Here is a 24,023-nt window from a genome sequence, read left to right as displayed (position 1 = left end):
CCGGGGGATGCGATGGCGTCCTGCTGCTCCCGGGACATGGCGTACCAGCGGGCGTAGGTCTCCTGCACGACGTCCTCGGCGTCGGCCAGGGAGCCGAGGAGCCGGTACGCCAGATTGATCAGCTGACGCCGCTCGCTCATGATCACGGCCAGGCTCGGATCGAGCGGGCCGCCTCCTGGCCCGGACTGGATGGTCATGGTGTCGCCGACTCCCTTGGTCGCATCTTCCCTTACCAATTTCGACAAGACAGCGCCGTGAACTGTGAGGCCGGCGCGTCGCCTCACAATTCACCTCACATTCCGAGGTGTCGTGTTGTCGGACTAGTGAGACACCATCCAGCACGCAGTAGCCGCCCCGGCGGGTACGCGGATCGCCCGTCGAGACCCGAGTCGAAACGAGTGATCGTCCCCGCGCCGGCCACTTCGTGATGAAGGACCAACCCATGAAGGGCCAACCCCATCGGGTCGCAAGCCTCGAATGCTGAGATCGAGAAGGGAAACCTCGCCATGCCCACGCCCGGACACCACACACCCCACAAGGTCGTCGTCATCGGCGGCGGTTACGCCGGCACGCTCGCGGCCAACCATCTGCGGATGCGCGAAGACGTCGACATCACCTTGGTCAATCCCCGCCCGGAGTTCGTCGACCGAATCCGGCTGCACCAGTTCGTGGCCGGCACCGGCGTGGCCACGGTGGACTACGGCACGCTGCTGGGCGAAGGCATCCAGTTGGTCGTCGACAGCGCCACGCGCATCGACACCGCCGCCCGCACGGTGCGGCTCGCGTCGGGCCGCGCGCTGGACTACGACCATGTCATCTACGCGGTCGGCAGCACTGGCCCGATACCGTCATCGGTGCCTGGCGCGGCCGAATTCGCCGTCTCCATCGCCGAATTCGAGTCCGCGCGGCGGCTGCGCGCCAGGCTGGACGAGTTGCCTGCCGATGCTCCGGTCACCGTGGTCGGCGCCGGGTTGACCGGCATCGAGACGGCCGCCGAACTGGCCGAACAAGGACGCAGGGTCACGCTGGTGTGCGGCGCGACCCTGGCGCCCACAGTGAGCGCGCCGGGTCGCCGATACATCGCCAAGTGGCTGTCCCGGCACGGTGCCGCCGTGCTCGAGGCCAATATGGTGACCGAGGTCCGGCCGGACGCGGTCGTCCTTGCCGACGGCGCGGTACGCGCGAGCGCACTGACCATCTGGGCGGCAGGTTTCGGCGTGCCGGAGCTGGCGGCCGCGAGTGGGCTGCGCACCGACGAGCTCGGCCGGCCGCTCACCGACGAGACGCTGACCAGCGTCGACGACGACCGCGTCGTCGCGGCCGGGGACGCCGCCGCACCATCGGGCCGGCCGCTGCGGATGAGCTGCTACGCCGCCGGGCCGCTCGGGGCGCAGGCCGCCGACACCATGCTGAGCCGCATCGCCGGAACCGAACCCGCGGTGATCAGCCTGGCCTTCTCGGGGGCGTGTGCCAGCCTCGGCCGGCGTGCCGGCATACGACAGCTCGCCCGCAAGGACGACACCGCGGTGAACGTCTACGTCGGCGGCCGCCTAGGCGCGGCGATCAAGGAGACGACCTGCAAGCTCGGCGTGTCGAAGATCCGCCGCGAGGCCAGCAAGCCGGGTTCCCTGCTCTGGTTCAAGGGCGGTCCACGTCCTGAGCAGCCGGCCACCGCCACACGCGCCGGTAAGCCGCGGTAAATCACCATCGCGCGGGTCCCCGTCACCGGCGTCATGGGCGATCGCGAACCGAGAACAAAGGGAGGAGGACGCCTCATGGAGCCCACAGCCAACAGGTTCCGCCCGGCCATGCCGGCCCGATCCGATGCCACGCACCGGACGAGGCTCAGCGGGTGGGTTTTACGGGCCATCGTCAGCGCGCACATGGCCGCGATCGCCGGTCAGCCGGTGTTCGCCGGCGTATATCTGAGCGGTGACTACGACGGCCTGCGCCGACACGCGGCCGGCGCCGACGTCGTCTGCCACAACGCCGAACACGAGGACATGGGAATGATGGCCAACCTCGAAATCATCTGACACAGCGGTCGCGATACCGGTCGGATGGCTGACAGCGTCATGTGTGCGGTTTGTGAGCGGCGGGCTGGAAGGTGAGGTCGTCCGCGTCACCTATCACCCCGAGGAACCGGTCATGTCCCACCATGATTTGTCATCTGATCGCGCGGTGCGGCCACGCTGGCCGCGCACGCTCACAACTTCGGCGCTGGCCGCGAGCCTGACCGTGACCGCGGCGCTCCCGGCCACCGCCGCGGCCACGCCGTCCACGACCTGGAGCGCCACCAAGGCACAGCGCGCCCAGCTACAGCAGCTGGCACGCGAACTGGTGGAAGCCGGGGCGCCCGGCGTGATCGTACGGGTCGACGACGGCCACGGCCGGCCGATCGAGATCGCCGAGCAGGCCACCTGGACCAGACCCGACCACCTGCTCAAAGCGCGGGACGAATTCCGGATGGGATCCAACACCAAGACCATGATGGCCGCACTCGTACTCCAACTGGTCGCAGAGGGCAAGCTCGCCCTGACCGACCCGGTGGAGAAATGGCTGCCAGGCAAAGTACCCAACGGCAAAGCGATCACGCTGCGCATGCTGCTGAACCACACCAGCGGCCTGTTCGACTACACCAACGACGCCGCGATCCGGCCCTCGATACTCGGCAAAGATCGGCGGCGGTGGACCCCGGCGAAGCTGCTCGCCATCGGGGCGAAACACGATCCACTGTTCGCACCGGGCACGAAATGGTCGTACAGCAACACCGGCTACGCCGCCATCGGCGCCGTCCTGGAACGGGTCACCGCAGCGAACCTGACCGACCTGGTCCAGGACAGGATCACCCGACCGCTCCACCTCAACCACACCTACTACGCCACGGACTCCACCTGGCGCGCCCCCCACGCCCACGGCTACGAACCGGACGCCACCCACATGCCACCGGGCGTGCCGGCCGAGTACAGGCACTTCGCCGGGCCACGCCACCACGGCCACGTGAACGTCTCCGCAAACGACCCCGGATGGGGCGGGCCGGCCGGGGCGGTGGTGTCCACCACCCAGGACTGGTCCCGGTTCCACACCGCACTGATGTCCGGCGAACTGCTACCCGCCGCCCAGCTCGCACAGCTACGCACCACAGTGCCGATCGACCCACGGCAACCGGACGGACCCGGCTACGGGCTGGGCATCCAGACCGGAACCACCCCATGCGGCACGTTCTGGGGCCACGACGGCGGCATGCCCGGCTACCTCACCACCAACCTCACCGACCGCACCGGCAACCGCACGGCGACCGTCCTCATCGCGACGGAATCCTGGGCCGAGTTCGAAGCCGACCCGAAGATCGCCAAGGCCGCCCACGCGCTCCAGACCGCCGTGACCTGCACCATGTTCGGCAAGCCCACGCCGACCGCAGCTCACGCCGGCTGACCGGCACGGCCGGCCCCGAGCGCGGCGATGATCGCGGACACCAGGCCCTCGGCCTCGGCCCGCGACATCGCCGCACCCGCGGCGTACGCGGCCGCGAACCCGGCGCCCCCCAGAGCAGCCGTGACCCGCTCCGTGATCACCCGCACATCGACATCGCCGAGATCGGCCCAGCCCCGCAGCACAGTGGCCACCCCCAGCAGCCGTCCCGCCCGCCCCGGCCGATCGCGGCACAGCTCGATCGCGGCCACCACGACCGCGATCGACGCCGCGACCGGCGTATGCCAGGTCAGCGTCAAGCGCACCGCCGGGTGGTCGAGCCGGCGCACCGCCTCGTCCGGAAATCCCTCCGCGACGTCCACCAGGGCGAGCACGCCCAGCAGCAACGCGGTCAAATGCGGCGTGGTCGACCGGCCAGGTGGCGCCACGGCCAAACCGGCCAGCGCGTGTTCGCGAGCCGGCCCCGGCCGCCCGGCCCTCCACTCCAACCGCGCCAAGCCCAGGCGCACCTGAGTCCGCGACTCCGCCGAACCGCCCCGCTCCACCTGATCGAGCAACTCCGCCAGTCGCCGCCGCCCGCCGTCCACGTCACCGGCCTGAACCCGATACAACGCGGACGCCACCTCGTTCTCCATGGTGTGCTCAGGCATACCCAGTTCACGGAAATACCGAGTGGCCCGCTCGGACAGCGCGGGCGCACCGGCCGGCTCACCAGACCGCATCAACGCCGAATTCAAAGCGCTCAACGTGATCGCCAGACCCCACCGCTCACCGAGCTCCTCAAAGCCGGTCAGCGCACGCGACAGCAAGTCCGTCGCCTCGGCGACATGCCCAGTGTTCATGGCCAGCACACCCCGAACCATCAGACCCAGCGACCGCCACCACGGATCCGTCCGCCCGTCCGCGAAAGCGAACACCTCTCGATCGCCTCCCGCGCCAATGGCGAGCGCCAAACGGGCCATCTCCACAATGGGATGGGTACCGGGGACGACGCGCGCCAACGCCGTCCGGATCCGATCGAAGACCGCTCCCACCTCGTCCGGCCCGACGGCCTCAGTGGCGGCGAGCGCATGCGCGGCCACCACCAGCCCGCGCGCCCGCGGCTCGGCCGACCCACGCACCTGGAGCACCCTGCCGAGCAGGTCAAGTGACTCCGGCGGAAAGTCCCGCAGAAACCAGAACCAGCACAGCGCCACACCGAACCGAACCGCCAGATCCGCGTCGCCGCACTCGACCGCCCAACGGATCGCCGCCGACACATTGTCCCGTTCCGCGGACAGGCGCACCAGCCAGCGCAACTGGTCGGACGTACGCAGATACGGGTCCGCGGTCTCGGCCAGCCTCACGAAGAACCCGGCATGCCGCCCGCGCACCTCGGCGACCTCACCACGCCGAGCCAACTGCTCCAGGCCGTACTCCCGGATGGTCTCCAACACGCCGTACCGCGGCTCGACCGGGTCGGCAGGCTCCACCAGGTGCAGCAGGGACTTGTCGACCAACGCCGCCAGCAGCCCCCGGACATCACCCAACCGGCCGATCGCCTCCGCCGCCTCCTCAGTGAAGGCACCGCGCACAACCGACAACCGTTCCAGCAACGCACGCTCGTCGGAGTCGAGCAGATCCCAGCTCCACGCCACCGCCGCACTCAAGGTCCGATGCCGCGGCAACGCGATACGGCTGCCCCCGCTGAGCAACCGGAACCGATCGTCCAGCCGCGCCGCGACCGCCTCGACCGGCAGGGCGCGCAACCGCGCCGCCGCCAACTCGATCGCCAACGGCAGACCGTCCAGACGACGACAGATCTCGACCACCGCCGCCAACACGCTGCCTTCCAGAGCGAAACCCGGCCGCACCGCGACGGCCCGATCGTGGAACAACCGGACCGCCGCACAGGCACGAGCCCGCTCCGCCGTCGAACCCGGTTCCGGCAGCTCCAGCGGAAGCACCGGATGCAAGATCTCCCCATCGATCCGCAGCGGTTCGCGACTCGTAGCCAGCACCCGCAGCCTCGGACACCGGCCGAGAAGAGCCCCGGAGAGCACCGCGGCGGCCTCGATCACATGCTCGCAGTTGTCCAACACCAGCACCAGATCGTCGTCCGCGAGCGTCTCGACCAAGTGATCCAGCACCGCCTCCGGGGTGACAGGCCGCGGCGCCACACCCTCGTCGCGCACCCGCAACAGGTCGAACACCACACGAGGCACATCCTCCGCGCCGATCGGAGCCAGCGGGACGAACCACACCCCACCGGACGGCGCGAGCTCCCGGCCGACGGTACTGGCCAGCCGGGTCTTGCCCGCCCCTCCCGGACCGACCAAGGTCACCAGCCGAGCACGACCGAGCAGGTCGACCACACGGCGGACATCGTCATCACGGCCCACGAAACTCGTGAGCGGGACGTCCAGATTGCCACGCGACCGGCGGGACCGCGGAAGCTCACCGCGCAACACCGCCAGGTGAGCCTCCTGAAGATGCGGCCCGGGATCACTACCGAAACCATCCGCCAGCAGCCCACGGATCCGCTGAAACGCGGCCAGCGCCTCGGCGCCCCGGCCGTTCACCGCCAAGGCCCGGATCAACTGGGCATGCAGCCGCTCGCGCAGCGGGTGCACGGCGGCCAGCGACTCGAGCTCGCCGACCAGCTCCAGGTCCGCACCCAGCGCCAGCTCGGCCTCGACCCGATCCTCCAAGGCGGCCAACCGGGCCCGCTCCAACCGTTCGGCCTCGGCCGCGGCGAACGGTGCCTCACGCACATCCGCCAAGGCAGGACCACGCCACAGGCTCAAGGCCTCGCGCAACGTGGCGGCAGCCTCGGCAGGCCGGGACCGCGCGTACAAACGCCGACCCGCACGGGCCAACCGCTCGAACCGGACGGCGTCGACCGCGTCCGGCTCGACCGCCAGCCGATACCCCGCCGGTCCCAAGGTGAGCAGCCCAGGGTGACCCAGGACGCGCCGCAACCGGGACACCAACGATTGCAACGCGTGCAAAGGAGCGTCCGGTACCGCCTCACCCCACAGCGCCTCCACCAAGGACGCCGGCCGGACGGCACGCCCGGCGTCCAACGCCAGCCGAGCCAGCAACACCCGCAGCCGCGCACCCCCGACCCGCGTCGGCCCCGCAGCGGTGTCCAGCACCAGAGAACCGAGCACGCCGACACGCACCCATCCACCAGCGCCCCGCGACTCGGCCGCATTCGCCATGGCCAGGAGTCTGTCAGACAACAACGCATCACCTGACAATCAACGTCCGAGCACCGGCAGCTCAGCGCCCTGCAAACCGAGGGCACCACCGCCACCGGCCAGCACAGGTGACCCTCACCCCGGCAGGCGGCGCACCCGCAGCACATTGTCCACACGCGTCCCCGGACGACCGTCCGGCCCGAGCTGGACACGCTCATACTCCTCGCACACCTCCACCTCCCACCCACCCGGAGACAGATCCAAACCGGCCAGCACCTCACCCGGCGTCGGCAAACTCACCCCCGGACGCGCCTCCGCCTCCCACGGCGGAGGCCCGGCATGCCCCACCACCAGCAACACCCCACCCGGCGCCACCGCCGCCGCACCCCACCGCAAAATCCGCTCCCGCGGCAACTCCGCATACGAATGCAGGAAATGCGCCGACACCAGGTCGAACACCCCCGGCGGAAACGACACCCCCAGATCACGCCGCTGCCACTCCACCAGACCCCCGACCCCCGCCTCCACGGCCCGCGCCGCCGCCCGCTCCAAGGCCACCGCCGACACGTCCACCGCCGTCACCCGCCACCCCCGCCCGGCCAGCCACACCGCGTCCGCACCCTCACCACACCCCAGATCCAAAGCCCTCCCCGCCGGCAACCCCGCCACCTGACGCACCAACATCACATTCGGATCCCCGCTCCAGACCCGATCCCGCTCCGCGTACCGCGCGTCCCAATGCCGCGCCGCATCGGCCAGATCCTCACCCATCGGACACCTCTCTCGTTGGAAACCGGGGATCACTCACCGCGCTCCCCGCGTTCACCCCGATGGTCCGCTCACCCCCGCCCATTTGACAAAGGAACTTGCCAGACCGGCAAATGAAACATGGCCGACGAAGACCTCACCGGCGTCCTCGACGCCGTCGGCCCGCGCCTGCGGGCCCTCCGCCACGAACGCGACATCACCCTCGCCCAGCTCAGCCAGGCCACCGGCATCTCCCTCAGCACCTTGTCACGCCTGGAATCCGGGCAACGCAAACCCACCCTCGAACTCCTGCTCCCCCTCGCCAAAGCCCACGGCGTACGCCTGGACGAGCTCGTCGGCGCACCCGCCACCGGCGACCCCCGCGTCCACATGCGCCCGGTCACCCGGAACGGCAGGACCTTCATCCCCCTCGCGCGCCACCTCGGCGGCCTGCACGCCTACAAAGTGATCATCCCGTCCCCCAAAGACCCCGACGCCCCCCTCGACCCCCAGGTCCACGAGGGACACGAATGGCTCTACGTCCTCTCCGGCCCACCTGCGCCTCGTCCTCGGCGACCACGACCTCGTCCTCACCGCCGGCGAAGCCGCCGAATTCGACACCCACATCCCCCATGCGTTCACCAGCGCGGGCCCCCATCCCGCCGAACTCCTCATCATCTTCGGCCCCCAAGGCGAACGCATCCACGTCCGCGCCCGCCCCACCACCAAGTGACACCCCCCACACCCCGGCGACCGCCCGAGGTCCCCGCCGAGCCCTGAACCTCGGTCCTGTTGATGGGTTTTAGGGATGGTTATGTTGGTCTGTTGCCTAAATCGAGCGCCTTTACATTGTAGATTTCTAACCAGGGCTCGCAGCCAAGCGAGACCGCCGTGCCGGTCGCGGCCCTTCCGCGGCCTCCTCGCGCAGACGAGTCCTCACCACTCCCCCGCGACGGTTGAGGGACCCGTCCGATGGGCGGTCACCTGAAGGCGGCGATGTCGCGCGCCGCCCATTCGGCGAAGGTGCGGGACGCGCGGCCGAGGACATGCTGGACGTCTGGGCTCACCCGCCACGGTGGTCCGGGCCCGGCGCGTCAGATGTGCCCCGGCCCACGTCGGCAGTTGCTCGCAGGCGAGCACGGTATCGGCAGCAGTCCCGAAACGTGACTCGCGCGAGGGCCGCGATGGGACGGCCTTCCAGGTACGCCGTGCGGACGGCGTCGGTCTTCCCGGCGGGGATGGCAGGGCGGCGGCCCCCTTGCTGCCCTTGGCCCCGGCGGCCCGTAGCCCGTCGTAGGTCAGTTCGCGCTGGAGATCACGCTGGAGTTCGCCGGCAGCGGCGAGGGTCTGGGTTCATTGGATGCGCCTGGCGCCTGTCGTCAAACGCTCGTTTGCCGACGGGGAGGCGGGTTCCGCATTGCGGTGCGGTGCACCAGGCCGTCCAAGATGAGGGTCAGGCCGGCCTCGAATGCCGAATCGTAGTCGATCACAGGCATGTCCGCCGGTGGATCCGAGCCGTCGCCGGAGCCGGCGTCCGCCTGTTCCTCCAGGACACTGCCGACCGTGAAACGGCCGGCGGCCAGCATCGCCATCTGCGCGTCCCGCTCAGGCACTCCGGAGGTGACCAGGAAGTCCATCTTGCGGCGGATCCGGTCGAGGTCGTTGGCAGGGGTGCTACCTGCGTGGAGGCGTGCGCCGTCCCGGCGCATCAGCAGGGTGCGCCGGAAGCTTCGCATGTTATCCAGGAACCAGTCGCGCCAGTCGTCGTCGGGCATCGGCAGCGGGGCGGCCGCATGCGGTGCCATTGCCGCCTCCGCCATGGCGGCGAGGAGGTCCTTCTTGGTGCGGAAGTACCAGTAGAGCGAGGGCTGTTCGACGCCCAGCCTCTTCGCCAGCCGCCGCGTACTGACCATGTCCAGCCCGACCTCGTCGAGGAGATCGAGCGCTTCGGAGACGACGATCTCACGGTTCACCTTGGTCACGTTGACAAATCTATCACTGATAGATGACTCTGGAGAGGAATCATTCACTGATAGATTTTTGGGGTGATGGGCATGGCAAACGGATCGGGAGCGCACCCCCTGCGGGTCCTTGTCGCCGGCGGCGGGATAGCAGGCCAGGCGCTGGCTTTCTGGCTCACGCGGGGCGGCCACAGGGTAACCGTCGTCGAACGCTTTCCGGCGCTGCGGGCCACCGGGGCGCAGGTCGACCTCCGGGGGCAGGGCATCGAGGCCGTCGAGCGGATGGGGCTTCTTGACGCCGTCCGCGGCAAGCTGGTGGACGAGGCGGGTGTCGCCTTCGTCGACGCGCGCGGCAGGACCAAGGCGACGATCATGGCCAACACCTCCGGCCGTGGCCGGCAGACTCTCACCTCCGAGTACGAGATCATGCGCGGTGACCTGGTACGCATCCTGCACGACGCGTCGAAGGACGACACCGAGTACGTCTTCGGCGTGAGCGTGGACGGCTTCGACCAGGACGAACAGAAGGTCATCGCGCACTTCTCCGACGGGTCCTCCGGCGAGTTCGACCTCCTGGTCGGCGCGGACGGGCAGGGATCGCGCATCCGGCAGGCGATCCTCCCTGCGGGCTGCGACCCGTACTGGCGGGTCGGCATCCACATGGCCTACTGGTTCATCCCGCGCATCGCGTCCGACAGCAACATCCGGGACACCTACATGGTCCCGGGTGGCCGTCAGATCATGCGCCGCAGCCACAACCCGACCGAGACCCAGGTGTACTTCGTGATGCGGGAGGAGTCCGAGGAGGCCTCGGCGATCCACCGGGAATCCGTCGAGCGCCAGCAGAAGTTCTGGGCGAGCAGGTTCCGCGACGCGGGCTGGCAGACAGAGCGTTTCATCGACGGCATGCAGACGAGCCCTTTCTTCTACTCCCAGGAGATCGTCCAGGTTCGCACCGACACCTGGTCCAAGGGCCGCGTGGTCCTGGCCGGCGACGCCGCCCACTGTGCCTCCCCTTACAGCGGCATGGGAATCTCCGGCGGCCTGGTCGGCGCCCATGTCCTGGCAGGCGAGATCAACCGGCACCCGGACGACCTGCCGACCGCACTGGCGAACTACGACAGCGTGCTGCGGCCCTTCGTCGACGAGATCCAGGGCGAAGTGAATCCGCGCCTCCTGCGCCTGGGCATGCCGAGGACCCAGCGTGCGATCGACGCCTTCCAGGCCGCCACCGCGCTGGCCTGCTTCCTGCACGTCCCCGACCTCGCCGCGCGCTTTTCGAAGGAGGATCGCGGCGGCAGCTGGCGGCGCCCCGAGAACCCGGCTCCGATCAGCGCCGTCTGAAAGCGGCCGGACATCGGGGGCTGATGACCTGCCAGCAGCAACGGCTCCAGTCGAGACCACTTCCTGTCCGCTAGATCCCCTCGCGCCACACCGTGATCATCTCAAATCAACCTGACGGCGATGTGGTCCGCGCCGGTGGTCCACTCGCGGCGCCTCGGGATGGACCACCGCTCGGGGTGGCCCATCCCGCGGGGACGCGTCAGCGCCGCTGCAGCTCCGCGAGCATCAGGGTCGGGTCGTTCCCGGCCAGGTTGGCGCCGTTGGTCACATAAACCCGATTTCCTTGAACGGCGACGGCCGTGGTCCCCTGCATGCCGTCCTCGGCGTCCAGCAGGGTCTCTTGGGCGCCGTCCGCGCCTATCCGCACGAGCTTGCTGGTCTGGTTGATCGCGGCGAGGATCTCGGTGCCCCGACCGGTGAAGTCGAAGTCGTCGATGCCCTCCAGCCTCGTGGCGCGGACCTCGGCGCGGCCGGAGCCGCCGTCCTTGGTCACCGGGATGCGGACGATGGTGCCGTGGTCGGAGTTGCTCGCCCACACGGCGCCGTCGTGGATCTTCATGCCGTTGGCGCCGAAGAAGCCACGGGGTGCCAGGGCCGGGTCCGCCGACCACACGGAGGCCTCGCCGCCGCGCAGCGGGGCCTGCCAGATGCGCCCGCCGGTGGAGTCGGTGACCAGGAAGCGGTCCCGCTTGCCGTCGATGACCAGTGCATTCGGGAAGGTGTCGGCAGGCAGCGGCACGACGAGCCGGGGCTCGCCGGAGCGACGGAGCTGCCAGATCCCGGTCAGCCCGCCCTGCCCGGAGGAGTAGAGGAAGTACACGGCGCCGCTGTCCGACCGGGCAACCCCGGTGACCACGGGGGTCCCGATGACCGGGGTGGTGCCGCCGCCCGGAGGTAGCGGCATGGTGGCGAGAACCTGGACGGCCCCGTCCTGCGCGACCCGCACCACCTGGCGGGCGGGGATCATGCCGATGACCACGTCGCCGCCAGGCTCCAGGGCGATGCTCTCGGCGACCTGGCCCGCGGCCCGGTCGAAGTGGGCGAGGACGCGCACGTCGCCTAGGCGGGTGCCGGCAGCGTGGTCGGGATGCGTCGGGGTGGTGGCCAGGACCGCGGTCGGGGCCGGGGTCGCGAGGGCCGCCGGGGCCGCGGCGACCGGGGCGAGCAGGGCGGCGAGGCCGAGCGTGGCGGCGCGCCGCCGCAGCCCGGTGGTTCGGTAGGGGGACATGGTCTTCCTTTCGGTCGTTCGGGGTGGAGAGGGTCCCGGGCAGGACGGGGCGCCCGGCGGCCCGCGGGGGCCGTCGAGCGCGTGCCGATGGCGCCGGGCTAGCCCGGGAGGTGTCGGTCCATGCGGCGCTTCGCTGCGCGGGTCGGTCCCGGACGGGGTGAAACGTTCCTGGCCGAGCACGGGCCGGCAGCTCCAGCTACGAGACCGCGGCGCTGCCCGGCGCGGGTGAGTACACCGGCGTGCCGGGCGGCACGTTGCCGGCGCCCGCCGTCCGGGTGGCGAACTGGAAGGACGCGCTGGACACATACACCTGCTCGTAGGGGTGCGGCTGGGGGAACGAGCCGGTTCGGCGAACGCCGACTCAGGCGTGCGGCCGATGATCGTGGTGTCCAGCACGGAGAGCTGGACGGGTGGGATGGCGGACACGGTCCTCCTTCCACCTCGCCGCCGCGGACTGTATCGCTCAGTACAGAAGGTCTGTGCCAGACTGTATCAGCAAGTACAAAAACTCTGTACTGTGAGATACAAAACACGGAGGAGGCTCCATGGGACACAAACCGACCACCGCGCGGGGTCGCGCGACCCGAGAGCGCATCCTCGATTCGGCAGCAGACCTCATCCAGCAGCGCGGTGTCGCGGCGGTGACGCTGGACGATGTCGAACGCGCCGCGGGGGTCGGCCGCAGCCAGCTCTACCACTACTTCGACGACCGGGACGATCTCATCCGCTCCGTGGTTCATTCCACCGTGGACACGGTGTTGGCCGCCCAGGAACCGCTGCTCCTGGAGGTCGACTCACTGGCCGGCATCGACCGCTGGTTCGACGCGATCGTGGCCAACGGGACACGGCAGGACGCGGTGGGCGGCTGCGCGATCGGTTCGTTGGCCAGCCAGCTCAGCGGCCAGGACGAACTCACCCGACAGGCGTTCGTGGACGCCTTCGCGCGGTGGGAGGCCCCCCTCATCGCGGGCCTGCGCCGGATGCAGGAGTCGGGCGAGCTGCGTCCGGACGCGGACGTGACGGAGCTGGCCGACCTCACCATGGCCGCAATCCAGGGCGGCCTCCTGCTGGCCCAAATCCGCCGTACACCGGACCAGCTCCGTCTCGCCCTGCGCGGCGCGCGGGCGGCGTTGGAGGACGCACTCACTCGCCTGCCCTGAACGCGGTCCACCTGCCGCTCAGCGCGGGCGACCCACCACGCCGTCCCGGATCCGAGTGGTCGGCGCCGCCCGAGCCGGACGCCTTTACATTGTAGATTCGTTCAGCGGGTGTGCTGGAAGAACGCGAAAGGCGGCCGGCGGTCGGGTGACCGGCGGCCGCCTCGCGTGCCAGGCGGAGGGTCAGCGGGTCCTGCGGACCTCCACCCTCTCCTTGCGGTAGTTGTCGGCGTGGCCGTCCGGCCGGTAGCCGCGCTCGACGTTGCCGGCGATGTCCACGGCGAACCAGCGGACCTCGGTCGTCTTGTCGACGGTGAGCTGCTGGGCCCCCTCGCGCATCGCCGCGGCGGTGAGCTTGGGAGAGCTCAGCGTCGGCCGGCTGCCGTCCAGCGTGTAGTACACGTTGGCGGGCTCGTCGATCGTGAAGGTGAACGTGGTGGAGCCGGGCGCCCGGCCGGTCACCTTCAGGTCCGACTTGGGACGGTCGTCATCGTCGGCGAAGGCGCGGGCGACCTCCAGGATGGCGATCTGCCCGGACGAGAATTCCATCGCCTCCTCGTGGCCCTCGGCGAACGGCGGCTGGAAGCCGACCGGCTCGAACTGCTTGGTCGTCGCGTTGTAGACGTCCGCGCCGACCTCGAAGTCCCAGCCGATGATGTTGCGGTTGAACCAGTGCTCGTCGGCGCTGTTGCCCGCCGCCGAGTACAGCACGTCCGGCACCGGGCCGGTGCGGCCGGGCCAGATCGCCGTGCCGCGCCAGGACTGCACCGCGGACAGGATGTGGCTGGAGGCCTGCCAGAAGTACTCCTCGGTGCCGAAGTCGACCCGCGGCAGCAGCTCGCGGCCCGCGGCCTTGTACGCGCCGGGGGGCCACATGAAGTAGCCGCCGTAGGAGTGGGTGTTCATCGCGAACTTGATGTTCGGGTACTGGTGGGTGAGCCACACCTCGTTGCGGGACTCGGGCTCCGACAACTCGGCCGGACCGGCGTAGGTGTCGCTGGAGCAGCTCGCGGAGGCGCCGCTGTACCCGTCAAAGTACGAGCCGACCGAGAAGTTGCGGTTGATGTCCACGCCCCAGCCGTTGCGGGCCGCCGGGTCCGAGCGCTCCGGGCCGCAGTGGTCGGTCATATTGCGGCGCTGGAAGTTGTAGTCGTACATACTGTAGTGCGCGCCGTCGGGGTTGACCACCGGCAGGATGAAGATGTCCAGGTTGTCGACCAGCTTCCTGGTGGCGTTGTCCCTGGCGTAGTTGCGCAGGAGTCGCTCGGCGGTCTCGACGCAGGTGATCGGGGTGACCCACTCGCGGGCGTGCTCCTGGCAGTACAGGAAGACGCCGGTCTTGGAGCCGTCGCGCTTCTTGCCGATGCGCAGCGCCTTCATCTGGAATGAGGCGCGGGCGATCGACTGCGGGGCCTTGAGGTTGTCGGTGAGCCGCGTGGCGGGCGCGGCGGCGACCAGTCCGGCTCCCGCGTTGCCCCGGTAGGTCGCGGCGCTCAGCAGCGCGGAGGAGGCGGCGTCGGCGTTGAGCGCGTCGGCGACCTGACGGGCGGTGCTGCTCACGGCTGCGGAGGCGTCCGTTGCCAGATTGACCACGACGTCCTTGCCGGTCACCGCGACGCCGAGCGCGGCGTTCGGCGTCGCCGGCCTCACCAGGGCGACGCCGATGTCGTTGCCGCCCTCGTGGCCGTAGACCTTCGAGCTGACGTAGAACGTGCTCGCGGCGACGGTGCCGAACTGCGCCTGCGCCTGGCGACGGTAGCCGTTCGTCTTGTACGGCAGGTCGATGATCTGGGAGAGCTTCGGGAACTCCCGGGCCAGCGTCGTCATCCGGTACGTGACCTCGGTGGGGTCCATGTAGTGGTCCACGAAGTCGGCGATGTAGTGCTTGCCCGGCGCCTTGCGGGGCGCGCCCAGCCACTTGGACACCGGGACGGTGATCGTGCCGCCGCGGTTGCTGGTGATCGTGACCTTGGTGGGGGTCTGGGCGATGTTCAGCGGCGTGTTGAACCGGTGGTACATGTACTGGCCGGCGTCGGTGAAGCGCGACATCGCGGCGGTGCCGCCGGAGTCCGGGGGCGTGCCCTTGCCGCTGTCCCAGGTGGCGGTGAGGACGGTCTCGGCGTCGGTGGCGCTCGACTTCACCTCGACGGACAGGAAGCGCTGGTCGTCGAGGCTGGTGAACCACTCGGCGCGCAGGACGGTCAGCTTGTCGACCTCCGCCTGCGCCGCCTTCGACTCCGCGATCGCCGAGCGCCGCTCGGCCATGTTGGCGGCCGCGTCACTCTGGTCGGAGATGGCGCCGCGCACGTCGATGCCCTTCTCGCGCAGGTCCTGGGCCTCCCGCGGGCTCAGGACGGCGTGCACCTCGATGCCGTCGGCGACGGGCTTCTTGTACTCCGCGAGGTCGAGGCCCATGGAGTTCAGCCGGTCAAGGGCGTCCTGGTCCGGGACGACGACGCGCAGCAGCGCGACGCCGTTCTGCTCGGTGCTCGGCTGCCGGTCCGGCACGACCTCACTGGCGGGAGGGGACGGCTGGGCGAGAACCGGAAGTGAGGTCAGGGAGAAGGCCACCGGGAGGGAGAGGGCCACGACGATGAGGCCGGCCCTCCTGCGTTTGAGAGAAGTCCTCATGAGATTCCTCCAGTAGGCGCACCACACCGGGGTAGGGGGTCATCCCGGCAGAAAGTACGCAATCGGCAAGAATTGTTGCCAAAGGGAGGATCTTCGTCAAGGTTTCAAATACTCACATACGCCGCCAGTCAATGTTTATACGAAATTTATGTACTTATTCGACGGCTTCTGATAGAGGCGAGTCGCCGCCCCTCGCACGGCGGGGGCACGGTCCGGGATCGACGTGGCCGGACGGAGACGCGTTGTCACACGGAGAAGGCCCGCGCCGACGGGCAGGGCGGGGGCGTGAAGTCAGAGGACAGGTCCAGATCCGGTCGCGCGCAGCCGCCGGACGACCATCGGGCGACCCGTACAGCCGCCACACGGACCACCATGATCCGCGTCATCCGCATGTCCATCACGCGACCGCCGTACGTGCCGTCGTACGTTCGCGGTGCCATCGCCCCTGCTCTGCGGGCCAGGCGAATTCGCCGCCACATGCGCCCCGAATTCGCCGCCGCTCACGCGCCGAATTCGCCCCGGCGCGCACCTCGGAATTCACCTCGTGGCGCGTAACCATTCGCCGCGCACGCGGACCGAACCGTCGCTTCGCGCACGCGGCGACCACCCGTCGGAGTACACGATCTCGTCGAATGTGCGGCGCCGATTTCTCTTTCCCGCCGACTTCCCCGGCCATCAGACCGGGACATTCCACCGGCCGCCACACCTGCCGCCCTGATCATGTTCCGTCACGGCCCCTCCCAACGAGGGTCGCCCCTCCCCCGCCCGGAGCCGGCCGACCGTGCCCCGTCAGGCGGTCTTCTCGTGGCGCTCGTGGTCGCGGCCCGGCCGGTCGCGGGGGATGAGGGCCGGGTTGACGTTGTGCAGGACGGTGTCGCGGGTGATCACGACGCGGGCGACGTCGTCCCGGCTCGGCACCTCGTACATGACGTTGAGCAGCACCTCTTCGAGGATCGCGCGGGCCGCCCGGGCGCCGGTGCGGCGCTGCAGAGCCTGGTCGGCGATCGCGGCCAGGGCGTCTTCGGTGAACTCCAACTCGACGCCGTCGAGGGCGAACAGCTTCTGGTACTGCTTGATGAGCGCGTCATGCGGTTCGGTGAGGATGCGCGTCAGCGCCGCGTGGTCCGGCGGCCGGAGCGCCGCCAGCACCGGCAGCCGCCCCACAAGCTCTGGGATCAGGCCGAACTCCAGCAGGTCCTGCGGCGTGACCTGGGCGAAGACGTGCTGCTCGCCCCTCGCGGGCCCGGGGCGGATTTCGGCGCCGAACCCGGCGCGGGTGCGCCCCGCCCGCCGCTCGATGATCGTCTCCAGGCCCTCGAACGCCCCGCCGGCGATGAAGAGCACCTGGCTGGTGTCGATCTGGATGAACTCCTGATGCGGGTGCTTGCGGCCGCCCTGTGGCGGCACGCTGACCGTGGCGCCCTCGATGATCTTCAGGAGCGCCTGCTGGACGCCCTCGCCGGACACGTCCCGCGTGATGGACGGGTTCTCGCCCTTACGGGCGATCTTGTCGATCTCGTCGATGTAGAGGATGCCGGTCTCGGCCCTCCTGATGTCGTGGCCGGCGGCCTCGATCAGCCTGAGCAGGATGTTCTCGACGTCCTCACCGACGTACCCGGCCTCGGTGAGCGCGGTGGCGTCGGCGATCGCGAAGGGGACGTCCAGCATGCGGGCGAGGGTGCGCGCGAGGTGGGTCTTGCCGGAGCCGGTCGGGCCGATCATCAGGATGTTGGACTTGCCCAGTTCGACGCCCTCGTCGTCACCGGAGGTGCGCCGGGCGCGGCCGGGCACCGGGCGAACGCGTTTGTAGTGGTTGTAGACCGCCACCGACAAGGACATGCGCGCCGTTTCCTGGCCGATGACGTACCGCCCCAGGAACGCGTCGATCTCCCGCGGCTTCGGCGCCTCCGGCGCGCCCTCGGCGGTTTCGCCGAGCTCGTCCTCGATCAGCTCGGTGCAGACCTCGACGCACTCGTCGCAGATGAAGACGCCCGCCGGGCCCGCGATCAGCCTGCGGACCCGTCCGCGGCTCTTGCCGCAGAACGAGCACAGCAGGTCGCCGTCGCCGCCGATGCGTGCCACTCGGAAAACCTCCTCGGGAAGCGGGCCGGACTCCTCTGAGCTCACATGGTGTGATCATATGGTCTCAACATTCGGATGGTCACGGTATCTTGGATCGCGCCGGACGGCAAACACGGGGACGTGTAAAGGGGGGACGACCGATGGCCAGGCTGACCAGGGCGGAGTCGCAGGAGCGCAACCGCGCCAGGGTGCTGTCCGCGGCCAGGGAGGAGTTCACCGAGCTGGGCTTCCGCGAGGCCAAGATCGACGGCATCGCCGAGCGCGCCGGTCTCACGCGCGGCGCCGTGTACTCCAACTTTCCCGGCAAACGGGCGCTGTACTTCGCCGTCCTCGCCGAGCTGGCCGTGCGCGAGCCGCGTGCCCCGGGTCCCGAGGCCGCCCGTGACGCCCGTGATGCCCGTACGGCGCTCGGCGCGTTCGCCCGCGCCTGGGTCGGCCGGCTCCCCCTCGCCACCGACGACGGGCCCGGCGCGGCCCGCCTCGCCATGGACCTGATGCCCGAGATCCTCGCCGACGAGCGCACCCGCCGCCCGTTCGCGCAGCTCATGAAGCTCGACGCGATCCTGCTCGGGCTCGCGCTCGAACGGCTGGCCCCGCCGGGCTCGCCGCCGGTCCGCCAGGTTCGCGTCGCCGAGGCCGCGCTCACGACCCTGCACGGCGCCACCCAGATGGCCACGGCCGCGCCCGGCTTCATCGAGCCGTTCGACGTAGTCAGCGTCTGCGAGCGGCTCGTGGGCGCGGAGCTCGGCGGCGGGTGGCCGATCACGCCGCCCGTCCCCCCGGCGCGGCCCGCCGACGATCCGTGGAATCCCCCCTCGCCGGGCACCGCCGGGCCGATCGACATGGTGCGTGGCGAGCCCGCGCGACTCGGGGGCGACGGCGTGGTGGCGATCCTCGGGCTGCACCGGCTGGAGGCCGTCGAGGAGGCCGTGCGCGCCGCGCCGCCGGGCGCCGAGATCACCGCCGTCATGGTCACCGGCGACCCGGGCGAGCTGGCGCCGCTGGCGCGGCTGGTCGTGACAGACCTGTGCGGCTGCCTGCGCGAGTCCTTCCCGCCCGCGGCGTGGCCGCGCCTGCGGGTGGTGCTGGACGAGTCCGGCGCCGTCGCCGCGGCGGCGGGCGTGCCCTCGGCCGGAGACTCCACCGAGACGGCCGTCCGCGTCGCGGGCGGCCGGATCGCCGCCCGCGCCGACGGCCGGGGCGCCTGCCACGCGGCCGCGTCGGCCGCCGTCTCCCCCGCGCCGCCCGGCCGGCCCCGGGCGCGGCGCCAGAACTAGCACCCGCGTCCTCATAGCCTGCCCGGTGCGACCTCAGGGCCTGCCCGGGCGAAGTACGATCGGTGCGTGACCGAAACCACCGAAACCGCACCGGGCTGGCTCGCTCCCGAGGAGCTCGAGACGGTACGGGGCCGGATGCCGATCCTCTACGTCGACGCCGTGCCCGTCCGGGTGGACGAGACCGGCGTGGTGACCCGCATCGGCCTGCTGCTGCGCATTGGCTCGGACGGCACCATCAGCCGCGCCCTGGTCTCCGGCCGCGTCCTTCTGTACGAACGGGTGCGCGACGCGCTCGTGCGTCACCTGGAGAAGGACCTCGGGCCCGTGGCGCTGCCCCACGTGCCGGTCTCGCCGCAGCCGTTCACCATCGCCGAGTACTTCCCGACCCCGGGCGTCACGCCGTACCACGACCCGCGCCAGCACGCCGTCAGCCTGGCCTACATCGTGCCCGTGGCGGGCGACTGCCGTCCCCGGCAGGACGCGCTGGACCTCATCTGGTTCACCCCGGAGGAGGCCGCCTCCCCGCAGGTGCAGGGGGAGATGACCGGCGGGCAGGGCCTGCTGCTCAAGCAGGCGCTCGCCCACGTGGGCAGGCTTCCTTGACCGTTCGACAGGGTCGACGCCAGCGGCCAAGCGTGCGGTGACGTAGCACTGCCGATCGCACCTGCTCTTGGTCGCTGGAGCGGATCGCCTCGACTATGGCGCGATGCATGTCCAGGCGATCCGCCGAGTCGGGGGTGAACCCGGCACATCCGAGAAGGCTTTGAGCGGTGGCCGCCCGTCAGTTCACTCTCGATGTAGTCGACAAGGTTCAGGTAGAAGACGCGCAGTACCGCATTGTCTCAGCAATGCGGCGGTGCGGTTTCCAGTTGGCGTGCACGGGTCATGCCAGACGGCAGCGACTTGCTCCATCAAGTCATCGAGGTCCTTCAGGTCCTCGTCGGTTCGGTGCACGGCGGCGTCACTGATCACCGCCTCATCCAATGCGTCAAGTACGGCGACCACCTCGTTGACCGTGGCTCCGTGCTCTCGTGGTCGCATCACGCTGTGGGCCAGTCGTAGCAGGGGAGAGCGCTCGGTGACGAACAGACCGCCGCCCGGTCCTGGCCGTGCCTCGATGACGCCTCGCCCCCTCAGGACACGCAAGGCCTCTCCGAGCGTCGCAGGGGCAATCCCGAACTGCTCGCACAGTTCCTGTTTCGTACCGAAACGGTAGCCTGCCGGCAGTCGCCGCTCGTTGATGATGCGCTCCACCTGCTCAACGACCGAGCCGACCACCGATCCCGTGCTGCGCGCGGTCGAACGTCACGGCGCCGTCCGTCCCTGCAGGACCGGCGGCTCTCGCTGATGCCGCCATCGCACTCCCTACCCCCTGCCCGGACATCACGCCGGCCGCCGAGTTGCTCATCGATCTTACGCACCACATCCACTCTTGACATGCAATCGATTTACTCATTATATCAACTATAACGATTATAAATATTTGACGGAATTGTGAACCCTGCGAACGGGAGACCTGTTGGCGGAGTCCCTGGCAGCACAGGGTGTGTCGCAGATCCTCGGCATCCCGGGAGCGCAGCTGGATCCTGCGGCCGATGCGCTGTACTTCATCTCCCTCAACCTCGCCGTGGTCGGCTACCCCCGCCACGACTACACCCGGCAGCTCATCGCCTCCCTGTCCACACCAGGTTGGTTCGGCACCGCAGAGTGACCCGAATCCGCACACGGCATCAACGGAGATCAACGTGACACGACCCGACCCGCACTCCCACCTCACCGACGACCAGCCGCGCGTCCGGCATATCGACTGGGCGGTGGACGTCGACTTCGCCGCGTACCGCCTCGACTGCTCGGCGAGGATCCACTTCGACCGGCCGGGACCCGCGCAGGTCACGCTCGACACCCGGGCGCTGGACATCGCCTCGGTGCGCGGCCCTGGCGGCGAGTCGGTCGGTTTCCAGCTCGGCGAACACGACGACGTGCTCGGGGAACCCCTCACGTTCACGCTGCCCGGCGGCGCCGACCAGGTGACGATCGCCTACGCCACGTCCCCCGACTCGACCGCCCTGCAGTGGGTGAGTCCGGCGCAGACCTCCGGCGGCGCCCACCACTTCCTCTACAGCCAGTGCCAGACGATCCACGCCCGGTCCATGATCCCGCTGCACGACAGCATGTCGGCGCGGCTGACCTACACGGCCGAGGTGACGGTACCTGAGGGGTACACGGCGCTGATGTCGGCCACCTCGGTCGGCTCCCGGCCCGCCGACGCGGGACGGCGCACCTTCACGTTCTCCGCGTCGAAGGGGATGCCGCCGTACCTCGTCGTGCTGCTGGTGGGGCACGTGGAGTCCGCGGTCATCGGCCCGCGCACCCGCATCTGGGCCGAGCCCGACCGGATCCAGGCCGCGGCGTTCGAGTTCGCGGAGGTCGAGACCCTGCTGAAGGCGGGTGAGGCCCTGTTCGGGCCGCACCCGTGGGACAACGCCGACCTGGTCGTGATGCCGCCCAGCTATCCCTTCGGCGGCATGGAGAACCCGCAACTGACCTACCTGACCCCCACGCTCATCACGGGGGACCGGTCCCTCGTCGACGTGCTCAGCCACGAACTCGCCCACCACTGGAGCGGGAACATGCTCACGGCCGCGTCGATGGAGCACTTCTGGATCAACGAGGGCTTCGCCACGTACGGCGAGCGCCGTATCACCGAGTCCGTGCACGGCCGCGACGTGTCCGAGTTGAACGCCGCGCTGCTCCGCGTCGAACTCGAAGCGGACCTGGTCTACTTCGCCGACCGCCCCGAACACCTCAAGCTCCGCCGCCGGCTGGCGGGCGAGGACCCCGACACGACCTCGTCCTGGGTCTCGCACGAGAAGGGCTACCTTTTCGTCCGCGCGCTTGAGGAATCCGTGGGGCGCGACCGGTTCGACGCGTTCATCCGGCTCTTCTTCGAGCGGTACGCCTTCTCCGCCGTGACCACCGAGGAGTTCCTCGTCTTCGCGCGTCGCGAGCTCACCGAGAGCTTCGACTACGAGGAGTGGCTGTACGCCAGCGGCCTCCCGGCCGCCGGCCCCCGCGCGCGGTCGGTCCTCCTCGACCAGGTGCGCGCGGTCGGCCAGCAGGCGCCCACCGGCGAGGACGCCCGTCAGTGGCGGTCCGAGCAGTGGCTGGTGTACGTCGGACAGCTCGAAGCGCCCAAGAGCCCCGAGTTCCTCGCGGAGCTCGACGACCGCTTCGGCCTGCTCACGCACTCCAATCTCGAGATCAGGTGGCTGTGGCTGCTGCTCGGCCTGCGCAGCGGCTACGCCCCGGCCGTGGACGCCTCGCTCGAGTTCGTCGCCTCGGTCGGCCGGATGCGCTTCCTCAAGCCCCTCTACGACGAGCTCGTCGGCAACCCGGTCACGCGTGAGCGCGCCGTCTCCTGCTACGTGGCCAACCGGCACCGCTACCACCCCATCGCCGTCAACGTCGTCAAGTCGCGCATGTCGAAGTTGGGGATCGACCCGGACCACCTCTGAGCCCTGAGAGGTCACCGATGTTCGCCCACATGAAGGAACTCACCGAGCTCCCCGGCCCCGTAGGGCACGAGCGTCCCGTCGCCGATCACCTGGTCGAGCGATGGGCGAGGATCCGCCCCGGGACACGCCGCACGGCCGGCCGCCACCGTGCAGGTGCAGATCTGGGACTGCTTCGCGGGCGGCAACCAGCGATGGTCTCTTGACCGCAGGCACTAAGGGAGCTTAAATCCCAGCAAGAACTAATAAGAAACCTTCTTGTCAGTTGAGCCCGCCCGCTCGATCCGACAGGAGGGCCCCACCGAAGGGAGGCGTGCGCTTTTTCCACTGCTTAATTTAAGTTCTAGATAGAAGGATGGCGAACACCCCCCATGAAACGCCTAAACCCCGCACGTAGCCGAGCCAGGCTGCTCACAGGCGCCCTCCTGGCGCCCCTGCCCCTGATCGTGGCCGGCCTCGGCCTCGTCACCCCCGCCTACGCCGCCACCGGCCAGATCACCGGCATCGCGGGCAAGTGCGTCGACGTCGCCGCCGCCAACAGCGCCAACGGCACCAAGGTGCAGATCTGGGACTGCAACGGCACCGCCGCCCAGCAGTGGACCACCGGCTCCGACGGCACGATCCGCGCCCTCGGCAAGTGCCTGGACGTCGACAACGCCAACAGCGCCAACGGCACCAAGGTGCAGATCTGGGACTGCAACGGCACCGCCGCCCAGCGGTGGACCACCGGCTCCGACGGCTCCCTGCGCGCCCTCGGCAAGTGCCTGGACGCCACCGGCAGCAACTCCGCCGCTCCCCTCCAGATCTGGGACTGCAACGGCACCGCCGCCCAGCGCTGGACGCTGCACTAAATAGAAGGATGGCGAACACCCCCCATGAAACGCCTAAACCCCGCACGTAGCCGAGCCAGGCTGCTCACAGGCGCCCTCCTGGCGTCCCTGACCCTGATCGTGGCCGGCCTCGGCCTTGTCACCCCCGCCTACGCCGCCACCGGCCAGATCACCGGCATCGGCGGCAAGTGCGTCGACGTCGACAACGCCAACAGCGCCAACCGCACGCAGGTCCAGCTCTACACCTGCAACGGCACCGGCGCCCAGCAGTGGACCACCGGCTCCGACGGCACGATCCGCGCCCTCGGCAAGTGCCTGGACGTCGACAACGCCAACAGCGCCAACGGCACCAAGGTGCAGATCTATGACTGCAACGGCACCGTCGCCCAGGCCTGGACCACCGGCGCCAACGGCTCCCTGCGCGCCCTCGGCAAGTGCCTGGACGCCACCAACGGCAACTCCGCCGACCGCACCCCCCTCCAGCTCTATGACTGCAACGGCACCGCCGCCCAGAACTGGACGCTGCCCAGCGGCGGCGGCACGACCCCCGGCAAGATGGCCGGTGCGCCGTACCTGTACATGGGGTGGGGTAACCCGCCGAACCCGGGCACGGTGATGGACGCGACGGGTATCAGGTCGT

Annotated in this window: 20 protein-coding genes and 1 pseudogene; 12 read left to right on the top strand and 9 right to left on the bottom strand. The window is 69.8% G+C overall.

Annotation, left to right across the window (positions count from 1 at the left end):
• A partial coding sequence (locus AB0M95_RS38325; protein WP_363775850.1) for a sigma factor occupies nt 1-197 on the bottom strand: 197 nt, incomplete at its 3' end.
• Nucleotides 198-506: 309 nt separating this feature from the next.
• On the opposite strand from AB0M95_RS38325, the gene AB0M95_RS38320 reads away from it, so the two are divergent.
• From AB0M95_RS38320 to AB0M95_RS38310, 3 genes are all read left to right on the top strand, one after another.
• Nucleotides 507-1,700: an FAD-dependent oxidoreductase gene (locus AB0M95_RS38320; protein ID WP_363775848.1), complete on the top strand. Its 1,194-nt coding sequence runs from the start codon at nt 507-509 to the stop codon at nt 1,698-1,700.
• A 75-nt stretch (nt 1,701-1,775) separates the two neighbouring features.
• Nucleotides 1,776-2,036 (top strand): hypothetical protein, encoded by a 261-nt coding sequence (locus AB0M95_RS38315; RefSeq protein WP_363775845.1) that lies wholly within the window; start codon nt 1,776-1,778, stop codon nt 2,034-2,036.
• A 43-nt stretch (nt 2,037-2,079) separates the two neighbouring features.
• The gene (locus AB0M95_RS38310; protein WP_363775842.1) at nt 2,080-3,435 is read left to right on the top strand and encodes a serine hydrolase domain-containing protein; all 1,356 of its coding nucleotides are present in this window, start codon (nt 2,080-2,082) and stop codon (nt 3,433-3,435) included.
• On the opposite strand, the gene AB0M95_RS38305 is transcribed toward AB0M95_RS38310, so the two are convergent.
• Together AB0M95_RS38305 and AB0M95_RS38300 are read right to left on the bottom strand one after the other, a co-directional pair.
• The gene (locus tag AB0M95_RS38305; protein ID WP_363775839.1) at nt 3,423-6,635 is read right to left on the bottom strand and encodes a BTAD domain-containing putative transcriptional regulator; all 3,213 of its coding nucleotides are present in this window, start codon (nt 6,633-6,635) and stop codon (nt 3,423-3,425) included. The genes AB0M95_RS38310 and AB0M95_RS38305 overlap by 13 nt on opposite strands.
• Nucleotides 6,636-6,749: 114 nt before the next feature.
• Entirely contained in the window at nt 6,750-7,385 is a 636-nt protein-coding gene (locus tag AB0M95_RS38300; protein WP_363775836.1) for a class I SAM-dependent methyltransferase, read from the bottom strand.
• Between the two features lie 117 nt (nt 7,386-7,502).
• Between AB0M95_RS38300 and AB0M95_RS38295 the strand changes: the two are divergent.
• A pseudogene (locus AB0M95_RS38295) lies at nt 7,503-8,094 on the top strand (XRE family transcriptional regulator).
• Nucleotides 8,095-8,740: 646 nt separating this feature from the next.
• On the opposite strand, the gene AB0M95_RS38290 reads toward AB0M95_RS38295, so the two are convergent.
• Entirely contained in the window at nt 8,741-9,343 is a 603-nt protein-coding gene (locus AB0M95_RS38290; RefSeq protein WP_363775833.1) for a TetR/AcrR family transcriptional regulator C-terminal domain-containing protein, read from the bottom strand.
• Nucleotides 9,344-9,415: 72 nt separating this feature from the next.
• Here AB0M95_RS38290 and AB0M95_RS38285 point away from each other — a divergent pair, with 72 nt between their 5' ends.
• Complete coding sequence (locus tag AB0M95_RS38285) at nt 9,416-10,666, top strand: FAD-dependent monooxygenase (protein ID WP_363775830.1); 1,251 nt, start codon at nt 9,416-9,418, stop codon at nt 10,664-10,666.
• 199 nt (nt 10,667-10,865) lie between these two features.
• Here AB0M95_RS38285 and AB0M95_RS38280 read toward each other — a convergent pair whose 3' ends face one another.
• Nucleotides 10,866-11,894 (bottom strand): hypothetical protein, encoded by a 1,029-nt coding sequence (locus tag AB0M95_RS38280; RefSeq protein ID WP_363775827.1) that lies wholly within the window; start codon nt 11,892-11,894, stop codon nt 10,866-10,868.
• A gap of 545 nt (nt 11,895-12,439) precedes the next feature.
• Here AB0M95_RS38280 and AB0M95_RS38275 point away from each other — a divergent pair.
• Nucleotides 12,440-13,054: a TetR/AcrR family transcriptional regulator gene (locus AB0M95_RS38275; protein ID WP_363775824.1), complete on the top strand. Its 615-nt coding sequence runs from the start codon at nt 12,440-12,442 to the stop codon at nt 13,052-13,054.
• A 180-nt stretch (nt 13,055-13,234) separates the two neighbouring features.
• On the opposite strand, the gene AB0M95_RS38270 is transcribed toward AB0M95_RS38275, so the two are convergent.
• The 3 genes from AB0M95_RS38270 to clpX all read right to left on the bottom strand — a co-directional run bounded on the left by AB0M95_RS38270 (nt 13,235) and on the right by clpX (nt 17,764).
• Nucleotides 13,235-15,682: a M14 family metallopeptidase gene (locus tag AB0M95_RS38270; protein ID WP_363775821.1), complete on the bottom strand. Its 2,448-nt coding sequence runs from the start codon at nt 15,680-15,682 to the stop codon at nt 13,235-13,237.
• Nucleotides 15,683-15,927: 245 nt separating this feature from the next.
• The gene (locus AB0M95_RS38265; RefSeq protein WP_363775818.1) at nt 15,928-16,122 is read right to left on the bottom strand and encodes a hypothetical protein; all 195 of its coding nucleotides are present in this window, start codon (nt 16,120-16,122) and stop codon (nt 15,928-15,930) included.
• 349 nt (nt 16,123-16,471) lie between these two features.
• The gene (gene clpX / locus AB0M95_RS38260) at nt 16,472-17,764 is read right to left on the bottom strand and encodes an ATP-dependent Clp protease ATP-binding subunit ClpX (protein WP_363775853.1); all 1,293 of its coding nucleotides are present in this window, start codon (nt 17,762-17,764) and stop codon (nt 16,472-16,474) included.
• Nucleotides 17,765-17,904: 140 nt separating this feature from the next.
• Between clpX and AB0M95_RS38255 the strand changes: the two genes are divergently transcribed.
• Complete coding sequence (locus AB0M95_RS38255) at nt 17,905-19,041, top strand: TetR/AcrR family transcriptional regulator (protein ID WP_363775815.1); 1,137 nt, start codon at nt 17,905-17,907, stop codon at nt 19,039-19,041.
• A gap of 66 nt (nt 19,042-19,107) precedes the next feature.
• On the top strand, nt 19,108-19,644 hold the full coding sequence (locus AB0M95_RS38250) for an NUDIX hydrolase family protein (protein WP_363775812.1): 537 nt from the start codon (nt 19,108-19,110) through the stop codon (nt 19,642-19,644).
• A 183-nt stretch (nt 19,645-19,827) separates the two neighbouring features.
• On the opposite strand, the gene AB0M95_RS38245 is transcribed toward AB0M95_RS38250, so the two are convergent.
• Nucleotides 19,828-20,319: a GntR family transcriptional regulator gene (locus AB0M95_RS38245; protein ID WP_363775809.1), complete on the bottom strand. Its 492-nt coding sequence runs from the start codon at nt 20,317-20,319 to the stop codon at nt 19,828-19,830.
• A gap of 241 nt (nt 20,320-20,560) precedes the next feature.
• Between AB0M95_RS38245 and AB0M95_RS38240 the strand changes: the two genes are divergently transcribed.
• The 4 genes from AB0M95_RS38240 to AB0M95_RS38225 all read left to right on the top strand — a co-directional run.
• Nucleotides 20,561-20,752: a hypothetical protein gene (locus AB0M95_RS38240; protein WP_363775807.1), complete on the top strand. Its 192-nt coding sequence runs from the start codon at nt 20,561-20,563 to the stop codon at nt 20,750-20,752.
• A gap of 34 nt (nt 20,753-20,786) precedes the next feature.
• Complete coding sequence (locus AB0M95_RS38235; RefSeq protein ID WP_363775804.1) at nt 20,787-22,556, top strand: M1 family metallopeptidase; 1,770 nt, start codon at nt 20,787-20,789, stop codon at nt 22,554-22,556.
• Between the two features lie 368 nt (nt 22,557-22,924).
• Nucleotides 22,925-23,404 carry a ricin-type beta-trefoil lectin domain protein gene (locus tag AB0M95_RS38230; protein ID WP_363775801.1) on the top strand — a complete coding sequence of 160 codons (480 nt, stop codon included), beginning with the start codon at nt 22,925-22,927 and terminating at the stop codon, nt 23,402-23,404.
• Between the two features lie 24 nt (nt 23,405-23,428).
• Nucleotides 23,429-24,023: ricin-type beta-trefoil lectin domain protein (locus AB0M95_RS38225; protein ID WP_363775798.1), on the top strand; the 595-nt coding region annotated here is incomplete at its 3' end.

This window comes from Sphaerisporangium sp. NPDC051017 (assembly GCF_040683095.1).
Lineage (GTDB): Bacteria > Actinomycetota > Actinomycetes > Streptosporangiales > Streptosporangiaceae > Sphaerisporangium.
The sequence above is the reverse complement of the archived record's forward strand: the minus strand, read 5'-3'. Positions and strand labels throughout refer to the sequence as shown.